Raw genomic sequence first — 19,592 nt, 5'->3', positions numbered from 1 at the left:
TAGCCCTCCCGATGGCATGACGTCCTATGCCAACTCCGCGCCGGTCCCATCAATAAACTTGATGAATGCTGAACCTGACCCACCTCACGGTGCTGGCGGCGGTCGCCCGGCACGGATCGGTGACCGAGGCAGCGAAGCAGCTGCACTACTCGCAGCCGTCGGTCAGCCACCACCTGGGGCGGCTGGAAGCCGCCACCGGAGCCAAGCTCGTCCAACGCGTGGGCCGCGGGATCCGGCTCACGCCCGAAGGGGAACTACTGGCGCAGCGGGCGACCGAGATCCTGGGGCGACTGGATGCCGCGTCCGTCGAACTGGCCGCGCGCGTGGGACTTCGTGCCGGACGGGTACGACTCGCCGGGTTCCAGACGGTGCTCAGCACCCTCGTACCGAGGGCAGCCGCCGAACTGTCCCGGAGGTACCCGGGAGTCGAGTTGAACCTCGTCGATGCCCATCCGGACGACGGACTGAGGTTGCTGCGTGCCGGGCACGTCGACATCGCCTTGATATTCCGGCACGCCGACACTCCGCTGGAGGAGGAAGGAATCAGGCTCACCCATCTGCTCGACGACCCCCTCCATCTCGTCAGTGACCAACCCCATCAGCGCCTCGAGGACCATCGCGACTCCGCCTGGGTCGGCGGCTGCGAACGCTGTCGGGCGGCCACGATCACCGCGTGCGAGCGGGCCGGCTTCTCACCGCGTATCGCCTACGCCTGTGACGACACGGTCGTCTCACAGTCACTCGTGGCCGCCGGAATGGGTGTCGCGATACTCAACGGGCTCGCGTTGCGCGCCCATCGGGCGCCGGGCATCCACACCACACAGCTCACCGAGAACGCCCGCCAGGTCTACGCGGCCACGTACGGCGACCCGCCGGACCCACCTGCCACCGCCGCGCTGATCGAGATCCTGACATCACTGCCACGAGACCCCGAGCACGACCCTGGGCAGGCAGCTCCTGCACCCAGCAGCCCTTAGGGCCCTGCGTGTACCTGGCAGGCCCACAGGCTCGGCGTCCGGGGGTACATGTCACGCAGCGCGCGCACGGTTCCGTGCACCGCCTCCGCCGTCCGGTCGACGTCCAGCGTGCCGTCGCTCCTGATCAGCGCCTCGTACACGCTCTGCGCGACACCGGCCCCGATCGTGTCGTCGACGTGCCACAGCGAGCCGACGACATGGGGGAAGCCCGCGATCTGGAGGGCGCTCACGATGTGGACGGCCTCGTCGGCGAGTTCGGGGCTGGTACGCAGGGTGTCGCACGCGGAGAGGTAGGCGAGGCGGACCGACGGCAGCCGAAGCCGGGCGAGGTGACGGACCGTCAGCGGGGCGTCGGTGTGATCGTGCAGGGCGAGCCGGGCGGCGGAGGGGCGCTCGAGATCTCCCCCGGCGTGGCAGGCGAAGTGCGCGTACGCGTGCCGGGGCAGTGCGGACACCACCGCGGTGTGGGTGGCAGCCTCGCCCGTGAGCACGTGGGCCCCGGGCAGCAGCCCGGCGAGGTGTTCGGCCTCGCGGCGGGCGGCGGGCAGGGGTGCGAGTCCGGGGGCTTCGCCGACGCCGACGACGAGCGCGCCGGTGCCCGCCGGGCGGGCAGCGCGTTGCCTGGCGTGGTGCAGCGCCCGGAGCGTCGGCGTGTACGACGAGACGACCCGGTCCAGCGCTCCGGGCGCACCCTCGGGTGCCGCTGCGTGCAGCGGCAAGGTGCCCAGGACACCACCGGGCGACCACCACACACGGGGCAACGGTCCTGCGGGCATCGCCGACATGCCCACGTGGTCGAGGACCGGTCGGGTGACCGTCCGCCACAGCCAGTCGAGGGTGTCGTTGACGACTTGCTGCGAGCGCAGGGGGTCGGCCCCGGACGTTCCGGGCGTCTCGATACGCAGCAAGGCGTCCTGGAGGGCCTGCCGGCGGGCGGCCGTCGTCCGTGGGTCCAGTCCGGGGAGCGGTACGGCGTCGATGGCACGTTCGGTGACGACCAGTGCGTCGCTGCCGTGCGGGGAGACGTTGACGAGGACCACGGGGCCCGCAGCGGCCGTGGCGCACAGTTCCCGTTCGTCCCACTCCCGCACCGGCCGCAGCAGGCCGAGTTCCGGGTGTTCGGTGCGGATCCGCGCGGTCAACTCCCGCCATTCGGCGGCGAGTCGCTGCCGCTGGTCGGCCTGAGCATCAGCCACGCGCCCCTGGCCAGGGGCTCCTTCGTCGAGGAACCCCTGATCGCTGCCGTGGGTGGCCGTGTCGAGGGCGTCCCGGAGTTCTTCGAAGCGGTCGGCGAGGTCCGGGGCCGCTTCTCTGAGCCGAGTGAGATCGCTGTCCGCGTCGAAGGCGTGGGTGAGCAGCACCCCTCGGGCCTGTTCGAGCAGTCCGACCGCCAGACCGGGGCGGCCGCAGCGAACCGCGCACGCGGCTGCCGCGGCGCCGAGCCCGACGGTCCGGCTCAGCAGCAACTCCTGGTCGTCGCGGACGAGATGGCGCGGTGCGACGGCGTGCAGCAGGTCGACCGCCGTCGCGTAGCCGTCCAGGGCGCCGGCCCAGTCACCGAGCTCTCCCCGGACCTCGCCCCACGCCCGTGCGGCGTCCAGGCGCTGGGAGGGGGCGCACTGCGTTTCCAGGGCTGCTTCGCGGAAGGCCTCGGCCGCCTCGACCAGATCGGCCCGACGCCGACGGCGCAGCGGCCCCCGGTCCCGGAGGATGGTGCCGAGGTTGGTCAGTCGCAGCGTCCGCAGAGGGTGGCCGGGTGGTGTGACCTCGACCGTCCTGCGGAGCAGCGCCACCGCCTCACCCCGAGCGGCCGACGACCACAGGTTTCGCGGGCTCAGGAGCCGCGAGTTCGCGGCCACCGCCAGGGCACCCGGTAGAGCGGGAGAGTCCGGGGGCAGCGACGCGATCACCGCGTCGGCCAGCTCCCGCGCTTCGCGGGCGTCGCCGAGCCGCAGTGTGTGGGCGCAGCGGGCCAACAGGGCGACGGCGAGGTTGTGGCGTCGCCGGGCCACCAACGGGTCGCCCTCCGGAGTGAGGGCGAGCGCCTGCCTCAAGAGCCCTACTGCCTCGTCGAGTTGGGCGGCCAGGTCGGGAGCACGCTGGAAGCCCGTCATCCGGCTGATCCCCGCCGCACCCAGCAGCATCGCTTGATGCGCGCGGCCCGGTCCGGGGAGTGCCGCGGCCCGGCGCGAGCACTCCTGGGCTTCCCGCAGGTCCTCGCCGTCCTCGGTCAGAAGGTGTCGCAGACCCAGCGTCGAGCCCAGGTTGAGCAGCCTCACTCCGAGCATTTCGTGCCCCTCGGGGGTGAGCGCCACTGCCTCCCGCTGTGCCTGCACCGCCTCGTTCAGCTCCTGCGCGTCGCCTGTGCGCTCGTAGCTGCTCTTCAGCACCTCGCCGAGATCGTTGAGCGCCACGGGCCGCTCCGGGTGGCTCGGCGGCATGAGTGCCACGGCCTGCCGCAGCAGCCGCAGAGCCTCGGCCAGGTCCGCCGCATTCCGTTCGGTATCGCGCTCGAAGCGCGCGAACAGGGCCATGGCGGGGGCGAGTAGCTGCGGCGCGGTGCGAAAAGTTGTCTCACCGGCCGCGGCGACCGTGTCGGAGAGGTAGGTGATGGCCGCGTCCAGATCGGCCGGATCACCGACCAACGTGAAGAGGGCACGGTGCGCGTTGCCCAGGACCCGGCGTATCGAGGCGCTCCGCTCCGGGTCCTGGGCCGCTCCGAGTGCTTCGGTCAGCACCCGGACCGCTTCGTGCAGGTCGTCCACGCGGCCGGTGCGCTGGGCCCTCAGGATCAACGCCAGTCCCAGGTTGAGGCCCGCGACCGCCGGTCCCTTCGGATCGCCCGGTGCGGCCCTGCGGAACAGGTCCACCACCTCGTCGCACTCCTCCGGCGTACTGCCCTCCCGCTGCCGGAGCAGCAGAAGCGCGCCCGCCAGGGTGCCGAGGCAGTGGGGCAGATGCGGGCTCTCCGGCGGGAGTTGAGCCAGCACGTCACGCGCGATGCCGACGGCCTCGTCCAGGTCTTGGGCGTCGTGGGACCGCCGATAGCGTTCCAGGAACGCGATGCCCAGATCGCTCAGGGCGAGGAGCCGGCCGGGCGCATCGGCCGGGATGCCCTTGAGGGCCCGGTGGGCCGCCCGGACGCGGTCGACGCCCGGGTCCCCGAACAGGCCGGCCGTCCCGGCGAGGGCCACCGCGTTTCTCAGGACGTCGAGCCGGGCGGCGTACGCGGGGTCGTCCTCCGGCGTCGCGAGCACGGCGAGGCTGCCGCATCCGATCGCGACGGCGAGCCGCATGTCACGCGACGGTGTCATGGTGCCGAAGCGCACGGCCAGCTCGTAGAGCCGACGGACATCTTCGGTGGCGTCGGGCGGCGGATTGTGCTGCCGCCCCTCCGCGGCGATCATGCCCGCGGCGCACTCGCCCGCCCAGTCGGCGGGACCGTCGGCCTTCGCCGGGTCGGGGCGCACGGCGGGATCGGTACGCGCATACCCTTCCGCCAACTCCGGTGGTACGAGTCCCGGATCGACCACCCACACCGGGAAGAGCAGCGTTCCGGCCATGCACCCGTGGACCCGGCCGTGATCCCCCGGGTCGGCCGCCGACCGGGCTGCCAGCAGCCAGCCGGCCACGTGCCGGGCCTCCATGTCGGTCCTCGTGTCCACAATCCGCAGAAGTGACCGCAGTTCGGTGTCCGCCTCGTCGCCGAAGACGGCGTCCCTGTCCACACGCCGGTCCACGGTCGCCGACCGCGTGACGCGATCACGGACGGCCCGGACGAGCCGGTCCCGATCCTCCCGCACGTTGCCGAACTCCCCCATGCCGACTCCACCCGCCGTCACCACAGCAATCATCCTCGACCGGGCTCATTCTGCGGCACACTTGGCGCATGACCGTACCGCCCGATCACGCCGAACTCGCCCAGAGGGCAGCAGCGTTGTGTGCTCTGCTCGGTTCGTCGAACCATGCGCGGCCGTCCGAGGTGCGGACGGCGGCCGAGCGCGTACTGACCCTGATCCGGTCGGGGGACGCGGACGACGCCGCGGTGGCGGGCGGCTACGACGACCTGGACCACGTGCTGCGCAGGGCGGGGTACGCGGGCGGGCTGCTGGGCGAGTCCCGGAGCTCCCGGGCACCCGGTGTCCTGGCCCACATCAAGGTGGCCGTCTGCCCGGGGCCGGCTCGCTGCTCCCGGCTCGAACGGGCCCGCGATCTGCTGCCCGCCCCGCACTGCGCCGTCAATGACACGCGCATGCTCAAGTCGCGGCTGAGCCCGGCCCGGTGAACACCCCCGGGCCCTCGACCCCATGAATCCTCTCCTCGCCACCCTCGGCAGCAAGCTCACCGAACGCTGGCTCAACCTGCTGGTGCTGCCCGGCGCCCTGTTCCTCGCCGTCGCGGCCGCCGGCAGGACCCTGGGGCATCGCCACTGGCACGACCTCGACCGGCTGCGCGGCGCCCTGGACGACCTCGCGACCCGCCCCGCGCTGGACCGGACCGGCGCCGCCGCGCTCGTCGTGGCCGTCGTTCTTCTCACCGCGGCCGCGGCCTCGCTCGCGGCGCAGTTCCTCGGCGGTGCGATCGAGCAGTTCTGGCTGCGGCGCGGCCGGGACCCGCTCTCGCGGGTCCTCACCGCACGGCGTACACATCGGTGGAAGGAAGGGGATGCGAAGGTCGAGGACGCCGTCGGACACGCCGGCCCCGCCGGTGCGGTGGCGAACGGCGTGGTGACGATCCCGAGAGACACCTGGGAGCGGATCCAGGCCCTTTCAGCGGCTCGTGACCGCATCGCGCTGCGTGAACCGGCCCGGCCCACCTGGTACGGCGACCGCATGCAGGCGACGGCGGACCGCGTCGAGGCCGCGTACGGCGTGGACCTCGCCGTCCTGTGGCCGCGTCTGTGGCTGATCCTCCCCGAACCAGCCGTGCAGCAGATCCGGGCGGGCCGGGACTCCTTCAGCGCCGCGGCTCGGCTGGCTTCCTGGGCCGTGGGCTATGGCCTGCTCGCCTGTTGGTGGTGGCCGGCCGTGCTGATCGCCGTCGGCTGCTGGGCGGTCGCGCGTTCCCGCGCCCGGACGGCGCTGGACGCTTTCGCGAGCCTGATCGAGGCGGCCGTCGACGTGCACGGCCGTGAACTCGCCACGCGTGTCGGCCTGATCGCGCCGGACGCGACGGGACTGCTGGCCCAGGAGACGGGCGACGGGATGTCGGAGGTGTTCAGGAAGGCGGACTGAGACAACCGCCTCCTGGTCTCCTCGAACACCGAGCTCCCCGTCCCGGCACAGAACCTCAGGCTCTGTGCCGGGACGGGGAGCTCAGCTCCCGACCTCGGCGTCCAGGCGTCTCAGCTCCCGACGTACGCCGCGAGATGCTCCCCCGTGAGGGTGGAACCGTCGGCGACGAGGTCGGTCGGTGTGCCCTCGAAGACGATCTTGCCGCCGTCATGGCCGGCGCCGGGGCCGAGGTCGATGATCCAGTCGGCGTGCGCCATGACCGCCTGGTGGTGTTCGATGACGATGACCGACTTGCCGGAGTCGACGAGCCGGTCGAGCAGGCCGAGCAGTTGCTCGACGTCCGCGAGGTGGAGGCCGGTGGTGGGTTCGTCCAGGACGTACACACCGCCCTTGTCTCCCATGTGCGTGGCCAGCTTGAGGCGCTGCCGCTCGCCGCCGGACAGTGTGGTGAGCGGCTGGCCGATGGTCAGGTAGCCGAGCCCCACATCACTGAGCCGCTGGAGGATCCGGTGCGCGGCCGGGGTGTGCGCCTCCCCCGCGCCGAAGAACTCCTCGGCCTCCGTCACCGGCATCGCGAGCACCTCGCTGATGTCGCGCCCGCCGAGCCGGTACTCCAGCACCGACGAATCGAACCGCTTCCCGCCGCAGTCCTCGCAGGTGCTGGCGACACCGGCCATGATCCCCAGGTCGCTGTAGATGACACCGGCGCCGTTGCAGGTGGGGCAGGCGCCCTCGGAGTTGGCGCTGAACAGCGCCGGCTTCACGTCGTTGGCCTTCGCGAACGCCTTGCGGATCGGGTCGAGCAGTCCGGTGTACGTCGCCGGGTTGCTGCGCCGCGAGCCGCGGATCGGGCTCTGGTCGATCGACACCACGCCTTCGGCCCCCGCCTGTCGGGCCATCGACCCGTGCACGAGCGAGCTCTTGCCGGAGCCGGCGACGCCGGTGATGACGGTGAGCACCCCGAGCGGGATGTCGACGTCGACACCCTGGAGATTGTTCGCCTTCGCGCCCCTGACCTCCAGCGCACCGGTGGGCTTGCGCACCTCCTCCTTGAGGGAGGCCCGGTCGTCCAGATGCCGGCCGGTGATGGTGTCGCTGCTCTGAAGCCCCTCGACGGTGCCCTCGAAGCAGACGGTGCCGCCCTCCGTACCGGCGCCGGGGCCCAGGTCGACGACGTGGTCGGCGATCGCGATGACCTCCGGCTTGTGCTCCACGACGAGCACCGTGTTGCCCTTGTCCCGCAGCTGGAGCAGCAGTCGGTTCATGCGCTGGATGTCGTGCGGGTGCAGGCCGGCCGTGGGCTCGTCGAACACGTAGGTGACATCGGTGAGCGAGGAGCCGAGGTGGCGGATCATCTTGACGCGCTGCGCCTCGCCGCCGGACAGCGTGCCCGACGCCCGGTCGAGCGAGAGATAGCCGAGACCGATCTCCACGAAGGAGTCGAGGGTCTGCTGGAGCGCGGTGAGCAGCGGCGCCACCGAGGGCTCCTTGAGGCCGCGGACCCACTCGGCCAGATCCCTGATCTCCATCACGCAGGCGTCGGCGATGCTCTTCCGGTTGATCTTCGACGACCGGGCGCCCTCGGCCAGCCTGGTGCCGTCGCACTCGGGGCAGGTGGTGAAGGTGACCGCCCGCTCCACGAACGCCCGGATGTGCGGCTGCATCGCTTCCTTGTCCTTGGACAGGAACGACTTCTGGATCTTGGGGATCAGGCCTTCGTAAGTGAGGTTGACGCCGTTGACCTTCACCTTGGTCGGCTCGCGGTAGAGGAAGTCCTGCATCTCCTTCTTGGTGAACCGGCGGATCGGCTTGTTGGGGTCGAGGAAGCCGGACTCGGCGTAGATCCCCACGGTCCACACGTTGTCGGACTTCCAGCCGGGGATGGTGAACGCGCCCTCGGCGATCGACTTGGAGTCGTCGTAGAGCTGGGTGAGGTCGATGTCGGAGACCTTGCCCCGGCCCTCGCAGCGCGTGCACATGCCGCCGGTGCGCTCGAAGGTCGCCTTCACGGTCTTGGTCTTGGCGGCGCCGCGGTCCACGGTGATCCCCCCGCTCGCCCGGACCGAGGCGGTGTTGAAGGAGTACGCGCTGGGCGGGCCGATATGGGGCTTGCCGAGCCGGCTGAAGAGGATGCGCAGCATCGCGTTGGCGTCGGTGGCGGTGCCGACCGTGGAGCGGGGGTCGCCGCCCATCCGCTGCTGGTCGACGGTGATCGCAGTCGTCAGCCCGTCGAGGACGTCGACCTCGGGCCGCGCCGTCGACGGCATGAAGCCCTGGAGGAAGGCGCTGTAGGTCTCGTTGATCAGCCGCTTCGACTCCGCGGCGATCGTGTCGAACACCAGGGAGCTCTTGCCCGAGCCGGAGACGCCGGTGAATACCGTCAGCCGGCGCTTCGGGATCTCGATGCTGACGTCCTTGAGGTTGTTCTCACGAGCGCCGTGCACGCGGATCATGTCGTGGCTGTCGGCATCGTGCAGCGCAGGCGACCGCGTGTCCGTCCGCGTGGCCTTGCTCATCGTGTCTCCATCTGTCGGGCGGGACCGCGTCGGCGGTCTCCGTCGGCGTCGCCTGGCTGGATCTGCCCAGCTTCGAGCAGTATGCAGGGTTCTACGTGGTCCGAGGGGTGGTGGCAATGGTCCGCCGCACCCGTGATCGGCGATGGTGACGCGAGCTCGCCCGGCCGGCGCCGGACGGGCTCGCACCACTCGACCCGACGTGACGCGATCCATACCGTTTCGGTTGCTGCGCCTCCGGCCGGTGTGCCTGCTGAGAGGGCGGGCGGCGGGGCCGGCAGCGTCCAGCCGTACCGGATGAGGACCGCAGCACCGGGCACGACGGATCAGCTCGTACCGGCCCCGGGACCGGACGGCCTCGGCCTTCGCCGCTGCCGCCCCTTCACACCGTGGGCGGGAAAGCCCCGCGGCTCAGCTCCGCTCCTGAATACGGAGGAGGTTGCCCGCCGGGTCACGGAAGGCGCAGTCGCGAACGCCGTACGGCTGCTTGGTCGGCTCCTGGACGACCTCCGCGTCGGTGGCCTGGAGCCGTGCGAAGGTGCCGTCGAGGTCGGGGGTCGACAGGACGATGCTCCCGAAGGTGCCCTTGGCCATCATCTCGGTGATGGTGCGGCGCTCGTCGTCGGTGATCCCGGGGTCCGCGGCCGGCGGATGCAGGACGATGGAGGTGCTGGGCTGGCCGACGGGGCCGACCGTGATCCAGCGCATCCCGTCGAATCCGACGTCGCCACGGACCTCGAAGCCGAGGGCGTCGCGGTAGAAGGCCAGGGCGGCGTCCGGGTCGTCCTGCGGAAGGAAGCTCGCGTGAATGGTGATGTCCATGGCCGTCACGCTAGTCCCGGCCCGGAGACCGCGCTTCTCGATTCCTGACCGGTCTGGTCACCTGCTTCGACACGCACGACGGTATGCCCGCCGTCGCGCTCGCCGCCTGCTCCCGGTAGGTGCTGGGCGGCATGCCGACGAGTTCGGTGAACCGCGTCGAGAAGGTGCCCAGCGACGAGCAGCCGACCTCGAAACAGACCTCGGTGACACTGAGGTCGCCGCGCCGCAGCAGCGCCATGGCCCGCTCGATGCGCCGCGTCATGAGATAGCTGTACGGCGACTCGCCGTAAGCCTGCCGGAACTGCCGGCTGAGGTGCCCGGCGGACATGTGGACGCCTCGGGCGAGCGCCTCGACGTCCAGCGGCTGCGCGTACTCCCGGTCCATCCGGTCGCGCACGCGGCGCAGCCGGGCGAGATCGCGCAGGTTCGGCGCCGGGTCGGGTCTGCTGCTCACACGGGAGATCGTACGTCGTCCCCGCTGCCGACATCTGTCGACTCGTACGGGCAAACCGGCCTGAAGGGGAACAGTCCCGGGAATCCGGTGCCGGCCTCCCCGCGGACGTCCCGGGCCGCATGCCGTCCCGGCTGCGGCGGGCCCAACTTCGTCCCCTTGCCCGCCGGTTGACGCGCGTGACACTGTGCTGCACCGCGGCAGCGACATCGCGACCGTGACCGCTCGACGTATTCGGACCGGAGAGGCCCTGCACGCGTGACGTCGCCCCACGGACCGCCCGCCCACTGGACCGCGGACGAGCAGCACATGTGGCAGCAGTACCGTCGCGGCGAGTGGTGCGACGTGGGCGAGGTCGGGGCTGACGCCGTGCGATCGCTGCTCCTCACCGCTCCCGAGCCGGAGAGCGGCCGGTCGGCGAGACTCCATCTGCGCGGGGCCCGGATCACGGGCGCGCTGGACCTGGCCGACGCCGACATCGGTGTGCCCGTGCGTATGCATCGATGCACCTTCGCGAGTCCCCTCCTCATGCGCGGCGCCCGCGTCAACGCTCTCGTACTCGTCGGCTGCGAGGTACCGGGCATCGTGGCCACCGGCGCGGCGACCGCCCGCGAGATGAAGATCGTCGACTGCGTCGTGGACGGCACCCTCGACCTGCGCTCTTGCAAAGTCGGCGCCTGGCTGAGCCTCGATGACTCCCGGATCGAGGGGCCGCCCGGACGTCCGGCTCTGGACGCGCAATCACTCGGCGTCGCGATGGGCCTGTCCGCAGCCGGCCTGGTCTGCAACGGCGCCGTGCTTCTGCACAGCGCGAACGTCCAGGAGTATCTCGGCTTCCGCGGCGCGCGGCTTCTCGGCCCCGAAGCCCGTCTCCGCGCCCCCGAGCTCGTCGTCGGGGGGAGCGTCCACCTCGACCGAGGCTTCGTCAACGAGGGGGCGACCAACCTCTACCGGGCCACCATCGGCGGTTCCCTCCACCTCGAGGAGGCGACGCTGACCGGACGCGGCATGGGCCGCGGCCAGGCGGCACTGGGTCTGGTGTGCGCCACCGTCGAGGGGAACATCCAGGCAGGTGCCGGCGTACTTGTGAGCGGCTGCGTGGACCTGCGCGACACCCAGATCCGGGGCACGGTCAATCTGGACGGCGCCCGGGTGGACAACCCCCTCGGCCCGGCGGTCAAGGCCTTCCGCGTCCAGGTGGGCGGGGACCTGCACGCCCGTGACGGCTTCGTCGCGGTGGGGACGCTGGAACTGTCCGGAGCGAGGATCGGCGGTTCGCTGCAACTGGACGGCGCCGAGCTCACCGGCCATGACGGCATCGCGATGCGGGCACGCAACCTCGTGGTCGGTGCCCGCATCGACTGCTCGGGCGGATTCACCGCGCACGGCACCGTCTGGCTCAGCAGCGCTTCCGTCGGGAGCCGGATCTCCTTCGCGGGCGCGGCGATCTCCACACCCGAGGGCGAGGACGCGCTGATCCTCCGGCGCGTCGGCACCCCCGAACTGTCGCTGGGACTGCGGGAAGCACCCGCCGGTCGCATCGACCTGAGCTTCGCCGCGCTCGGCGTCCTGCGTGACGCTCCGGCCACCTGGCCGGCGGCCCTCGTGCTCGACGGACTCCACTACGACGCGCTGCCGGGCCCCGCCCGCGCCGCCGAGCGGCTGTCCTGGCTGATGCGGGACCCGGCGGGGTTCGTCCCCCAGCCGTACGAGCAACTCGCCGCCCACTACCAACGCATCGGCCGCGACACCGACGCCCGGTCGGTGCTGCTCGCCAAGCACCGGCGGCTGCGTTCCACGCTGCCGCTCCCCCAGCGGCTCTGGGGGCATCTCCAGGATCTGGTGATCGGCTACGGCTACCTTCCCAGCCGGGCCGTCTGGCTGCTGGTCCTGCTCCTGACGCTCGGGGCGACCGTGTTCTCCGTGCACCGTCCGAGCCCGGTCGGCGACGGGCCCTACCCCGCGTTCAACGCCCCGCTCTACACCCTCGATCTGCTGATCCCGCTCACCGATCTCGGCCAGGACCGCTTCTACGCGGCGGACGGGGCTCTCCAGTGGATCGCGGTCCTGCTGATCTGCGCGGGCTGGCTCCTGGCGACGGTCGCGGCGACTTCGGCGAACCGCGTGCTGCGTCGCAACTGACGCCTCCCTGGTCACGGCGGTGACCGCGGATACCTGGCACCACTTAGGCTAGGCTAACCTTCGCCTCGTGAAAGTTGATGAGGAAACTTCAGCGGCCACGAGGGTCTCCCTCCATGCCCTGTCGGCCACAGGTGTGACCGTCGCGTACGACGGCGACGACGTCGTGCACGACGCGTCCGTGACCCTGCGGGCCGGCGAAGTGGCCGCCCTGGTGGGACCCAACGGCAGCGGGAAGTCGACACTCCTGCGCACGCTGGCCCGCCTTCAGAAGCCGCGGACCGCCACGCTCACCATCGACGGCGGCACCGACGGCTTCGCGCTGAGCCCACGTGAGTTCTCGCGCCGCGTAGCCCTCCTGACGCAGGGCCGCCCCACTCCCAGCGGGCTCACCGTGCGCGACCTCGTCGAGTTCGGCCGCTACCCGCATCGCGGACGCTGGGGCGGTGCGGACCCCGACGGACGTGCCGCCGTGGACCGGGCACTCGCCCTGACCGGCGTCACCGAACTCGCCGACCGCGGCGCCGAGAACCTCTCCGGCGGGCAGTTGCAGCGCGTGTGGCTCGCCGGCTGCCTCGCGCAGGAGACGGGCGTGCTGCTCCTCGACGAGCCCACGACCTACCTCGACCTTCGCTACCAGGTCGAACTCCTCGACCTCATCCGCGACCTCACGGACATTCACGGCATCGCCGTCGGCGTCGTCCTGCACGACCTCGACCAGGCCGCTGCCGTCGCCGACCGGATCATGCTCCTCAAAGCGGGCCGGATCATCGCCGACGGAAGCCCTGAAGACGTCCTGACCGCGGAGCGCCTGACGGACACGTACGGCATCCGCATCGAGATCTCCCACGACCCCCTGACGGGCCGGCTGCGCACCCGCGCGATCGGCCGACACCACACACGAAGTGAAAGGCCCAGCACCACCTCATGAGACGCATCCTCATCACCGTGGCGGCCACCACCGCAGCGGCCCTCGCCCTGTCCGCCTGCGGAACGACCGAGCCCGCCGCGGAGGCCGTGAAGAAGACCGCTGCCCCCATCACCCTCACCGACGCCTCCGGCGCCAAGGTGCAGCTCGACGGCCCCGCCAAGAAGGTCGTCGGCACCGAGTGGAACGTCGTCGAGCACCTGATATCCCTCGGGGTCGACCCCGTCGGCGTCGCGGACGTCAAGGGATACAAGGCCTGGGACACCGTCGTTCCGCTGAAGAACGAGCCCAAGGACATCGGCCTGCGCGGCGAGCCGAGCATGGACGCCGTCGCCTCCCTGTCGCCCGACCTCATCGTCGCCACCCACGACCTGCCGGCGGCCGCCGTCAAGCAGCTGCGCAAGGTCGCGCCCGTGCTTCAGGTGCGCTCCGCCGAGGCTGCCGACCCGATCGGCCGGATGACGACGAACCTGGACGTCATCGCGAAGGCAACCGGTACCACGGCCCGGGCCGAGAAGCTCAAGCAGGAGTTCGAGGCCAAGATCACCGAGGGCAAGCAGGCGCTCGCCAAGGCCGGCCTCGCCGGTACCGGGTTCGCCTTCGCGGACGGCTACGTCACCTCCAACCAGGTCTCCATCCGGCCCTACACCAGCGGCTCGCTCCTCGGTGCCGTCAACGAGAAGGTCGGCCTGAAGAACGCCTGGACCGTCAAGGGCGACGAGAGCTACGGTCTGGCCGCCACCGACGTCGAGGGCCTCACCAAGCTCGGCGACGTCCAGTTCGCCTACATCGCCAACAAGGACGACAAGTCCAGCACGCCGTTCACCGGCGCCCTGGCCAAGAACTCCGTGTGGACGTCGCTGCCGTTCGTGAAGGCCGGCGACGTGCACCGGCTGCCCGACGGCATCTGGATGTTCGGTGGCACCGAGTCGATGGAGGCATACATCGACGCGGTCGTCCAGGCGCTCACGAAGAAGTAGCACCATGGCCGTCACCGCTACGAAATCCGCGGCTCGTTCGTCGCCGGCCCCGTCCCGGACGGGCCCGGCAGCGGTGACCGCCGCACTTCTCCTGACGCTCGCGGTTCTCGCGACGATCGACATCACGCAGGGCACCGCCGCGACGGACGCCGACGCGGTGTTCAAGGCTCTCACCGGCCGGGCGGGCGCGGGCGACGCATCCGTCGTCATCGCCTCCCGGCTGCCGAGGATGGTCGCCGGACTGCTCGTCGGAGCGGTGCTCGGCATCGCGGGCGCCGCCCTGCAGGCGGTCAGCCGCAACGTCCTCGCCTCACCCGACACACTGGCCGTGAACGCGGGTTCCTACCTCGCGCTGAGCCTGATGGCGGTCACCGGCGTCAGCCTTCCCCTGTTCGCCTCCACCGGTGTCGCGTTCGTCGGTGCCCTGGCGGCTGCGGGCATCGTCCTCGGTCTGTCCGGCCTCGGCGCGGGCACCGTCCGGCTCGTTCTCGCCGGCACCGCCCTGGCCCTCGGTCTCACCTCCATCACGGAGGGACTCCTCCTGCTGTTCCCCCAGCAGACAGAGGGGCTCTACCAGTGGAACCAGGGCAGCATCAGCCAGAACGGGTTCGACGGCGTACTGCAGATGGCGCCCGTCGCGGCTGTCGGCCTCGTCGGGCTACTTCTGATCGCCCGTCGGGTCGACGCCCTGGCACTCGGCGACGACGCGGCGCGCGGCCTCGGCGTCAGGGTCCGGTCGACACGCGTCACCGTGGTGGTGCTCGCGTCGCTGCTCTCCGCGGCCGCGGTCACGCTCGCCGGGCCGATCGGCTTCGTCGGCCTGTGCGCGCCCGCACTCGTCCGCCCCCTGGCACGACGCTTCCGCGCGTTCGCCCGGGGCCGTGCGAGCATGCCGCTCGCGGGCCTGGCCGGGGCCGCGCTGGTACTCGGATCGGATGTGCTGCTGCGGGCACTCGTGCCCGCGGACACGGCGGTCGCCGTCCCGACGGGCGTCGTCACCAGCCTCGTCGGCGCCCTGTTCCTGGTCGTGATGGCGACACGGCTCCGGGACACCACCGCGGCGGCAGCACCCGACCGGCTGCGCATCAAGAGCCGGGCGACCTTCCTGACCACCACGGCCGTGCTGACGACGGTGCTCGTCGGTGTGACGATCGCCGCCGTGCTGCTCGGCGACAGCAAGCTGCTGCTGGGCGATGTCGTCAACTGGGTGCAGGGCAGAGCCGGTCAGAGCGTCTCCTTCGTCCTCGACACCCGGACGCCCCGGGTCTACGCGGCACTTCTGGCGGGCGCGGCACTGGCCCTGTCCGGAACCCTGGTGCAGGCCGTGACCCGCAATCCGCTCGCGGAGCCCGGTGTCCTCGGCGTCTCCGGCGGGGCCGCCCTCGGCGCCGTGGCTCTCGTGACCACCGTGCCCATGGCCGGGTCGTGGAGCATCGCGGGAGCCGCGCTCGCCGGGGCAGGGATCACCGCCGCCGTCGTCTTCGGCCTCGCGGCACGCGGCGGTTTCCAGCAGAACCGCCTCGTCCTCGTGGGCATCGGCATGGCCACCGCGGCCGCCGCCGTGATCAGCCTGCTCATCGTTCTCACCGACCCGTTCAACGCGACGAAGGCCCTCACCTGGCTCTCGGGGTCCACCTACGGACGGTCGGTGCCGGACGTGCTGCCTCTCGCGGCGGTACTCACCGTGGGACTGGCGATCGCGGTCGTACGCCGCACGGAACTCGACCTCGTCTCGCTCGACGACCACACGCCGCGACTCCTCGGCATCGGTCTGCCCCGGGAGCGGCTGGGCTTCCTCGTACTGAGCGTCCTCCTCAGCGCGACCGCGGTCTCCGCCGCGGGATGGATCGGATTCGTGGGGCTGGTGGCCCCGCATGCGGCCCGGGCCCTGGTGGGAAGGCGCCATGTCCGCGTGATCCCGGTCGCGGTCATCCTCGGCGCCACCCTCGTCTGCGTCGCGGACCTTCTGGGCCGTACGGTGATCGCCCCGGCCCAGCTGGGCGCCGGACTCATGACGGCGATGGTCGGCACGCCGTACTTCCTCCACCTGCTCGTGCGCAGCCGCCGATAGCGGTCGGTACCCGAGTCGAACCGCCTGGGGCGGCCTGCCGCGGCAGGCCGCCCCAGGCGGTTCACGGCGTCCGGATGCCTGCCCGGGCGCGCCGGCCCATCACGAATTTGACCGGCAGCAGCACGGCCCAACTCCACACCGCCGCGCGCGGGGACGCGAAGGCAATGCCCACCGACGCCCCGAAGACAACGATCGAGGTGATGAGGTCGGCGACCATGGCACGGCCCACACGGTCGCCGATGGGCTCGTGCTGCAGCCGCGAACGCTTCCACACGATGACGAACAGCGCGAGATGCAGCAGATCGGTGACGGCGATGGTGCCCGCGTACAGCGCCACGGAGACCGTACGCCCCGGATACTCCGCCAGCAGAGCCGTGGGAAAGGGCAGCAGCGCGATCGCCCCGAGACCGCACAGCGACACCCTCAGAACCGCGTCATCGACATGGCGCACCCACAGGAAGATCCTTCGGTGGTCCATCCAGAACGCCGCCAGGATGGTGAAGCTCAAGCCGTACGCCGCCACCTTGGGCCACAGATCGTCCAACGCCTCCCGGAACGCGCGTACGTCGAGATCGTCCGGCACGGTGACATCGAGCACCAACAACGTCATCGCGATGGCGAAGATGCCGTCGGACAGGGCCAGCAGCCGGCCCGGGTCCCCCGCCAGGCCCGCTGTCTCAGGTTCATCGATCCGCGCCACGCCGCCACGCTACGGACGTGGCGCCGCCGTTGCCGGTCACCGCTCCGGGCCCTCCCCCGATCGCTCTACGGACCAGTGGGATCGAGCCGCCCGGCAACCCGGGATGCGGAGTCCCTGACGGGTAGAGGTCACAGCATCCGACCGATGAGGGAGCGTTCACGTGGACATCGAGGCACTGCGCCAGGACACCCCCGGATGCGCCAACCGCGTGCACCTCAACAACGCAGGAGCCGGGCTGCTGTCCCGGCGGACGCTGCACGCGATGACGGCGCACCTGGAGCTGGAGGCGTCCATCGGCGGCTACGAGGCTGCCAGCCAGGAACGGAGCCGGATCGACGCCACGTACGAGCACATCGCCGAGCTGATCGGCGGACGGGCCGACGAGGTGGCCATCTTCGACAACTCCACCCACGCCTGGAACGCGGCGTTCTACTCGCTCACCTTCCAGCCGGGCGACCGTATCCTCACGGGCCGCGCCGAGTACGGGAGCAATGTCCTGGCCTACCTCCAGACCGCCCGGCGCACCGGCGTGGAGATCGTCGTGGTCCCGGACGACGCGTCGGGGCAGACCGACGCCGCTGCCCTGGCGGGTCTGATCGACGAGCGCACCCGGCTGATCGGCATCAGCCATGTCCCCACCAGCGGCGGCCTGATCAACCCGGCGGGCGAGATCGGACGGATCGCCCGTGCGGCGGGGGTGCCGTTCCTCCTCGATGCCACGCAGTCCATCGGGCAGTTCCCCGTGGACGTCGAGGCCCTCGGCTGCGACATGGTGACCGCGACCGGCCGCAAGTTCCTGCGAGGGCCGCGCGGCACCGGGTTCCTCTGGGTCAGGACGCAGATGCTCGAGCACCTCGATCCGTTCGTCAACGACATCGAAGCCGCCACCTGGGACGGCGGCAACGGCTTCATCTGGCACCAGGGCGCACGGCGCTTCGCCTCCTGGGAGATGAGCTACGCCAATGTCCTGGGCCTGGACGCCGCCGTGGTCCAGGCCCTCGAACTGGGTATGGACCGGATCGGCCGCCGGAGCATCGCGCTCGGCGCGCAGCTGCGCGACCGCCTCGACGCGCTGCCCGGCGTCACGACGTACGACCTCGGCCGCGACCGCTGCGCCATCGTGACCGCGAAGGTCGACGGACTGAACACCCATGACCTCGCGGCCGTCCTCGCGCGCCATCACGTCAATGTGTCGACCACGGTCGCCGAGCACACCCAGTTCGACACGCTGAACAGGGGAGTTCACCCGCTGGTGCGGCTGTCGCCGCACTACTACAACACCGAGGCCGAACTCGAACGGACCGTCGAGGTCGTCGCGGAGGCCGCACGCACGGCATGACCGGGCGGCGTAGGGCGGGACTCGGCCCGCGGCTTGGCCCGGGCCGTGCAGGGCAGGACTCCGCCTACGGCTTGGCCCGGGCCGTGCAGGGCAGGACTCTGCCCGCGGCTTGGCCCGGGCCGCCCGAGGGTCTACGGCAGCGCCGCTCCGCGGGCCGTGATCCACAGGTCGTACCACTCCTCGTGGCTGAGCCGCGGCTCCCCCGTCGCGGCATCCCGGCAGGCGCGGATGCGTTCGGGGCGGGCGGTGCCGATGACCGGTGCGATGCCGGCGGGGTGTCGTTGCAGCCACCACAGCAGGATCGTTTCGGGGCTCGTGTCCTTCTCCTTGGCCAACGCCTCGACGAGCCGCGCGGTCGCCTGCTCGTCCGCTGTCTCCTGACGGCCGGTGTAACGGCCTTGGGCGAGGGCGCCCCATGCCTGGACCTGCACTCCGTTGGCGCTGCAGTACTCGAGCGTGCCCAGGGGGAAACCGACGGCCGCCGCCTGCGGTGTGTTCACCACGACGCTGGCCTCGACCCAGTCCCGCTGCTGAAGGCTCATCTCCAGCTGGTTGGCGACCAGTGGCAGCTCCAGCGCCGCCTGAAGATGCGCGATCTGTGCCGCGCTCATGTTCGAGACGCCGAAACGCCGCACGAGTCCCTGCCGGTGCAGTGACGTCAGTGCCTCGGCGACATCGTCGGGATCCGCCAGCGGGTCCGGCCGGTGCAGGAGCAGGACATCGAGGACGTCGGTACGCAGCCGGGCGAGACTCTCCTCCACGCGCTCCACGATGGTGGTGCCGCGCAGGTCGTAGATCCCCGGGTGGTCCCCGTCCGCGAGGCGGATGCCGCACTTGGTCTGCACGACGATGCGCTCCCGCAGTTCCGGTGCGCGGGCGAGGATCTCGCCGAACACCGCTTCGGCTTTGCCGTTCCGGTAGATGTCGGCGTGGTCGAAGGTGTTGATGCCACTGTCGAGGGCCGCCTCCACGGCAGCTTCCGCGACCGCGATGTCCTTCGAGGTGTAGGGCTCGTGGTCCCAGCTGCCGCCGAGTCCCATGCATCCATAGAGGAGCCGGCCGGGCTGTGTCTGTTCCGCCGTCGTCGTCACGGCGCCACCCTACGACCGGACCCTGGTGAGAGACCACGCGGAATTCACGCGTTGCGCGTCCTGACCTGGGCACGGCCGCCCGGCGCCCTGTGTCGCGTCGGCAGACCGGCTCCGGCACCTCGCCGCGTGACCGGCTGAAGAACCCTTCCGGATGCGCGGCGGTCCCACCGGGCGTCGTCATGAGCGGCGTGCGCAGGGGTGGCGTGGGATGACGCGTACGACGAGGCCGAGCCCCGCACGCCGACCATCTGTTTCACGTTCGAGCCCGAGCCCGAAGACGACTGACCGCGGCTGGGACCGTACGTATGCGACGGCCCGTCAGGCGGGTGCGGACGCCGGACGGCAGG

14 protein-coding genes are annotated in these 19,592 nt (G+C 71.3%); 8 read left to right on the top strand and 6 right to left on the bottom strand.

The window, feature by feature from the left end:
- Positions 1 to 65 precede the first annotated feature (65 nt).
- Positions 66 to 977, top strand: a complete 912-nt coding sequence (locus OHA05_RS34640; RefSeq protein WP_328862765.1) for a LysR family transcriptional regulator — start codon at positions 66 to 68, stop codon at positions 975 to 977.
- On the opposite strand, the gene OHA05_RS34635 is transcribed toward OHA05_RS34640, so the two are convergent.
- A complete protein-coding gene (locus tag OHA05_RS34635) occupies positions 974 to 4,831 on the bottom strand; it encodes a CHAT domain-containing tetratricopeptide repeat protein (RefSeq protein WP_328862764.1) in 3,858 nt (1,285 codons plus the stop codon). The genes OHA05_RS34640 and OHA05_RS34635 overlap by 4 nt on opposite strands.
- A gap of 35 nt (positions 4,832 to 4,866) precedes the next feature.
- Here OHA05_RS34635 and OHA05_RS34630 point away from each other — a divergent pair, with 35 nt between their 5' ends.
- Positions 4,867 to 5,262, top strand: a complete 396-nt coding sequence (locus tag OHA05_RS34630) for a hypothetical protein (RefSeq protein WP_313942269.1) — start codon at positions 4,867 to 4,869, stop codon at positions 5,260 to 5,262.
- 22 nt (positions 5,263 to 5,284) lie between these two features.
- Positions 5,285 to 6,211, top strand: a complete 927-nt coding sequence (locus tag OHA05_RS34625) for a hypothetical protein (RefSeq protein ID WP_328862763.1) — start codon at positions 5,285 to 5,287, stop codon at positions 6,209 to 6,211.
- A gap of 110 nt (positions 6,212 to 6,321) precedes the next feature.
- Here the strand turns inward: OHA05_RS34625 and OHA05_RS34620 are convergent, their stop codons facing one another.
- From OHA05_RS34620 to OHA05_RS34610, 3 genes are all read right to left on the bottom strand, one after another.
- Positions 6,322 to 8,727 carry an excinuclease ABC subunit UvrA gene (locus OHA05_RS34620; RefSeq protein WP_328862762.1) on the bottom strand — a complete coding sequence of 802 codons (2,406 nt, stop codon included), beginning with the start codon at positions 8,725 to 8,727 and terminating at the stop codon, positions 6,322 to 6,324.
- A gap of 408 nt (positions 8,728 to 9,135) precedes the next feature.
- Positions 9,136 to 9,546 carry a VOC family protein gene (locus tag OHA05_RS34615; protein ID WP_313942272.1) on the bottom strand — a complete coding sequence of 137 codons (411 nt, stop codon included), beginning with the start codon at positions 9,544 to 9,546 and terminating at the stop codon, positions 9,136 to 9,138.
- Positions 9,547 to 9,556: 10 nt separating this feature from the next.
- On the bottom strand, positions 9,557 to 10,000 hold the full coding sequence (locus tag OHA05_RS34610; protein ID WP_328862761.1) for a helix-turn-helix transcriptional regulator: 444 nt from the start codon (positions 9,998 to 10,000) through the stop codon (positions 9,557 to 9,559).
- A 255-nt stretch (positions 10,001 to 10,255) separates the two neighbouring features.
- Here OHA05_RS34610 and OHA05_RS34605 point away from each other — a divergent pair, with 255 nt between their 5' ends.
- The 4 genes from OHA05_RS34605 to OHA05_RS34590 all read left to right on the top strand — a co-directional run bounded on the left by OHA05_RS34605 (position 10,256) and on the right by OHA05_RS34590 (position 16,115).
- Positions 10,256 to 12,139 (top strand): hypothetical protein, encoded by a 1,884-nt coding sequence (locus tag OHA05_RS34605; RefSeq protein WP_328862760.1) that lies wholly within the window; start codon positions 10,256 to 10,258, stop codon positions 12,137 to 12,139.
- Positions 12,140 to 12,206: 67 nt separating this feature from the next.
- Entirely contained in the window at positions 12,207 to 13,067 is an 861-nt protein-coding gene (locus OHA05_RS34600; RefSeq protein ID WP_328862759.1) for an ABC transporter ATP-binding protein, read from the top strand.
- Positions 13,064 to 14,044, top strand: coding sequence for an iron-siderophore ABC transporter substrate-binding protein (locus tag OHA05_RS34595; protein ID WP_328862758.1), 981 nt, complete (start codon positions 13,064 to 13,066; stop codon positions 14,042 to 14,044). Before OHA05_RS34600 ends, OHA05_RS34595 begins: the two co-directional genes overlap by 4 nt.
- Before the next feature lie 4 nt (positions 14,045 to 14,048).
- Complete coding sequence (locus OHA05_RS34590) at positions 14,049 to 16,115, top strand: iron ABC transporter permease (protein WP_328862757.1); 2,067 nt, start codon at positions 14,049 to 14,051, stop codon at positions 16,113 to 16,115.
- Positions 16,116 to 16,176: 61 nt separating this feature from the next.
- Here the strand turns inward: OHA05_RS34590 and OHA05_RS34585 are convergent, their stop codons facing one another.
- Positions 16,177 to 16,815: a TMEM175 family protein gene (locus OHA05_RS34585; RefSeq protein WP_328862756.1), complete on the bottom strand. Its 639-nt coding sequence runs from the start codon at positions 16,813 to 16,815 to the stop codon at positions 16,177 to 16,179.
- A 160-nt stretch (positions 16,816 to 16,975) separates the two neighbouring features.
- Between OHA05_RS34585 and OHA05_RS34580 the strand changes: the two genes are divergently transcribed.
- Entirely contained in the window at positions 16,976 to 18,154 is a 1,179-nt protein-coding gene (locus tag OHA05_RS34580; protein WP_328862755.1) for an aminotransferase class V-fold PLP-dependent enzyme, read from the top strand.
- 131 nt (positions 18,155 to 18,285) lie between these two features.
- Here OHA05_RS34580 and OHA05_RS34575 read toward each other — a convergent pair whose 3' ends face one another.
- A complete protein-coding gene (locus OHA05_RS34575; RefSeq protein ID WP_328862754.1) occupies positions 18,286 to 19,245 on the bottom strand; it encodes an aldo/keto reductase in 960 nt (319 codons plus the stop codon).
- Positions 19,246 to 19,592 lie beyond the last annotated feature (347 nt).

Origin of the sequence: Streptomyces sp. NBC_00306, assembly GCF_036169555.1 — a bacterium.
GTDB classification, from domain to species: domain Bacteria; phylum Actinomycetota; class Actinomycetes; order Streptomycetales; family Streptomycetaceae; genus Streptomyces; species Streptomyces achmelvichensis.
This window is presented reverse-complemented; position numbering and strand designations above follow the sequence as displayed.

Bases quoted from the DNA above. Each gene is read 5' to 3' on its own strand.
- OHA05_RS34640 (WP_328862765.1), top strand. From the start codon at position 66: ATGCTGAACCTGACCCACCTCACGGTGCTGGCGGCGGTCGCCCGGCAC.
- OHA05_RS34635 (WP_328862764.1), bottom strand. From the start codon at position 4,831: ATGATTGCTGTGGTGACGGCGGGTGGAGTCGGCATGGGGGAGTTCGGC.
- OHA05_RS34630 (WP_313942269.1), top strand. From the start codon at position 4,867: ATGACCGTACCGCCCGATCACGCCGAACTCGCCCAGAGGGCAGCAGCG.
- OHA05_RS34625 (WP_328862763.1), top strand. From the start codon at position 5,285: ATGAATCCTCTCCTCGCCACCCTCGGCAGCAAGCTCACCGAACGCTGG.
- OHA05_RS34620 (WP_328862762.1), bottom strand. From the start codon at position 8,727: ATGAGCAAGGCCACGCGGACGGACACGCGGTCGCCTGCGCTGCACGAT.
- OHA05_RS34615 (WP_313942272.1), bottom strand. From the start codon at position 9,546: ATGGACATCACCATTCACGCGAGCTTCCTTCCGCAGGACGACCCGGAC.
- OHA05_RS34595 (WP_328862758.1), top strand. From the start codon at position 13,064: ATGAGACGCATCCTCATCACCGTGGCGGCCACCACCGCAGCGGCCCTC.
- OHA05_RS34590 (WP_328862757.1), top strand. From the start codon at position 14,049: ATGGCCGTCACCGCTACGAAATCCGCGGCTCGTTCGTCGCCGGCCCCG.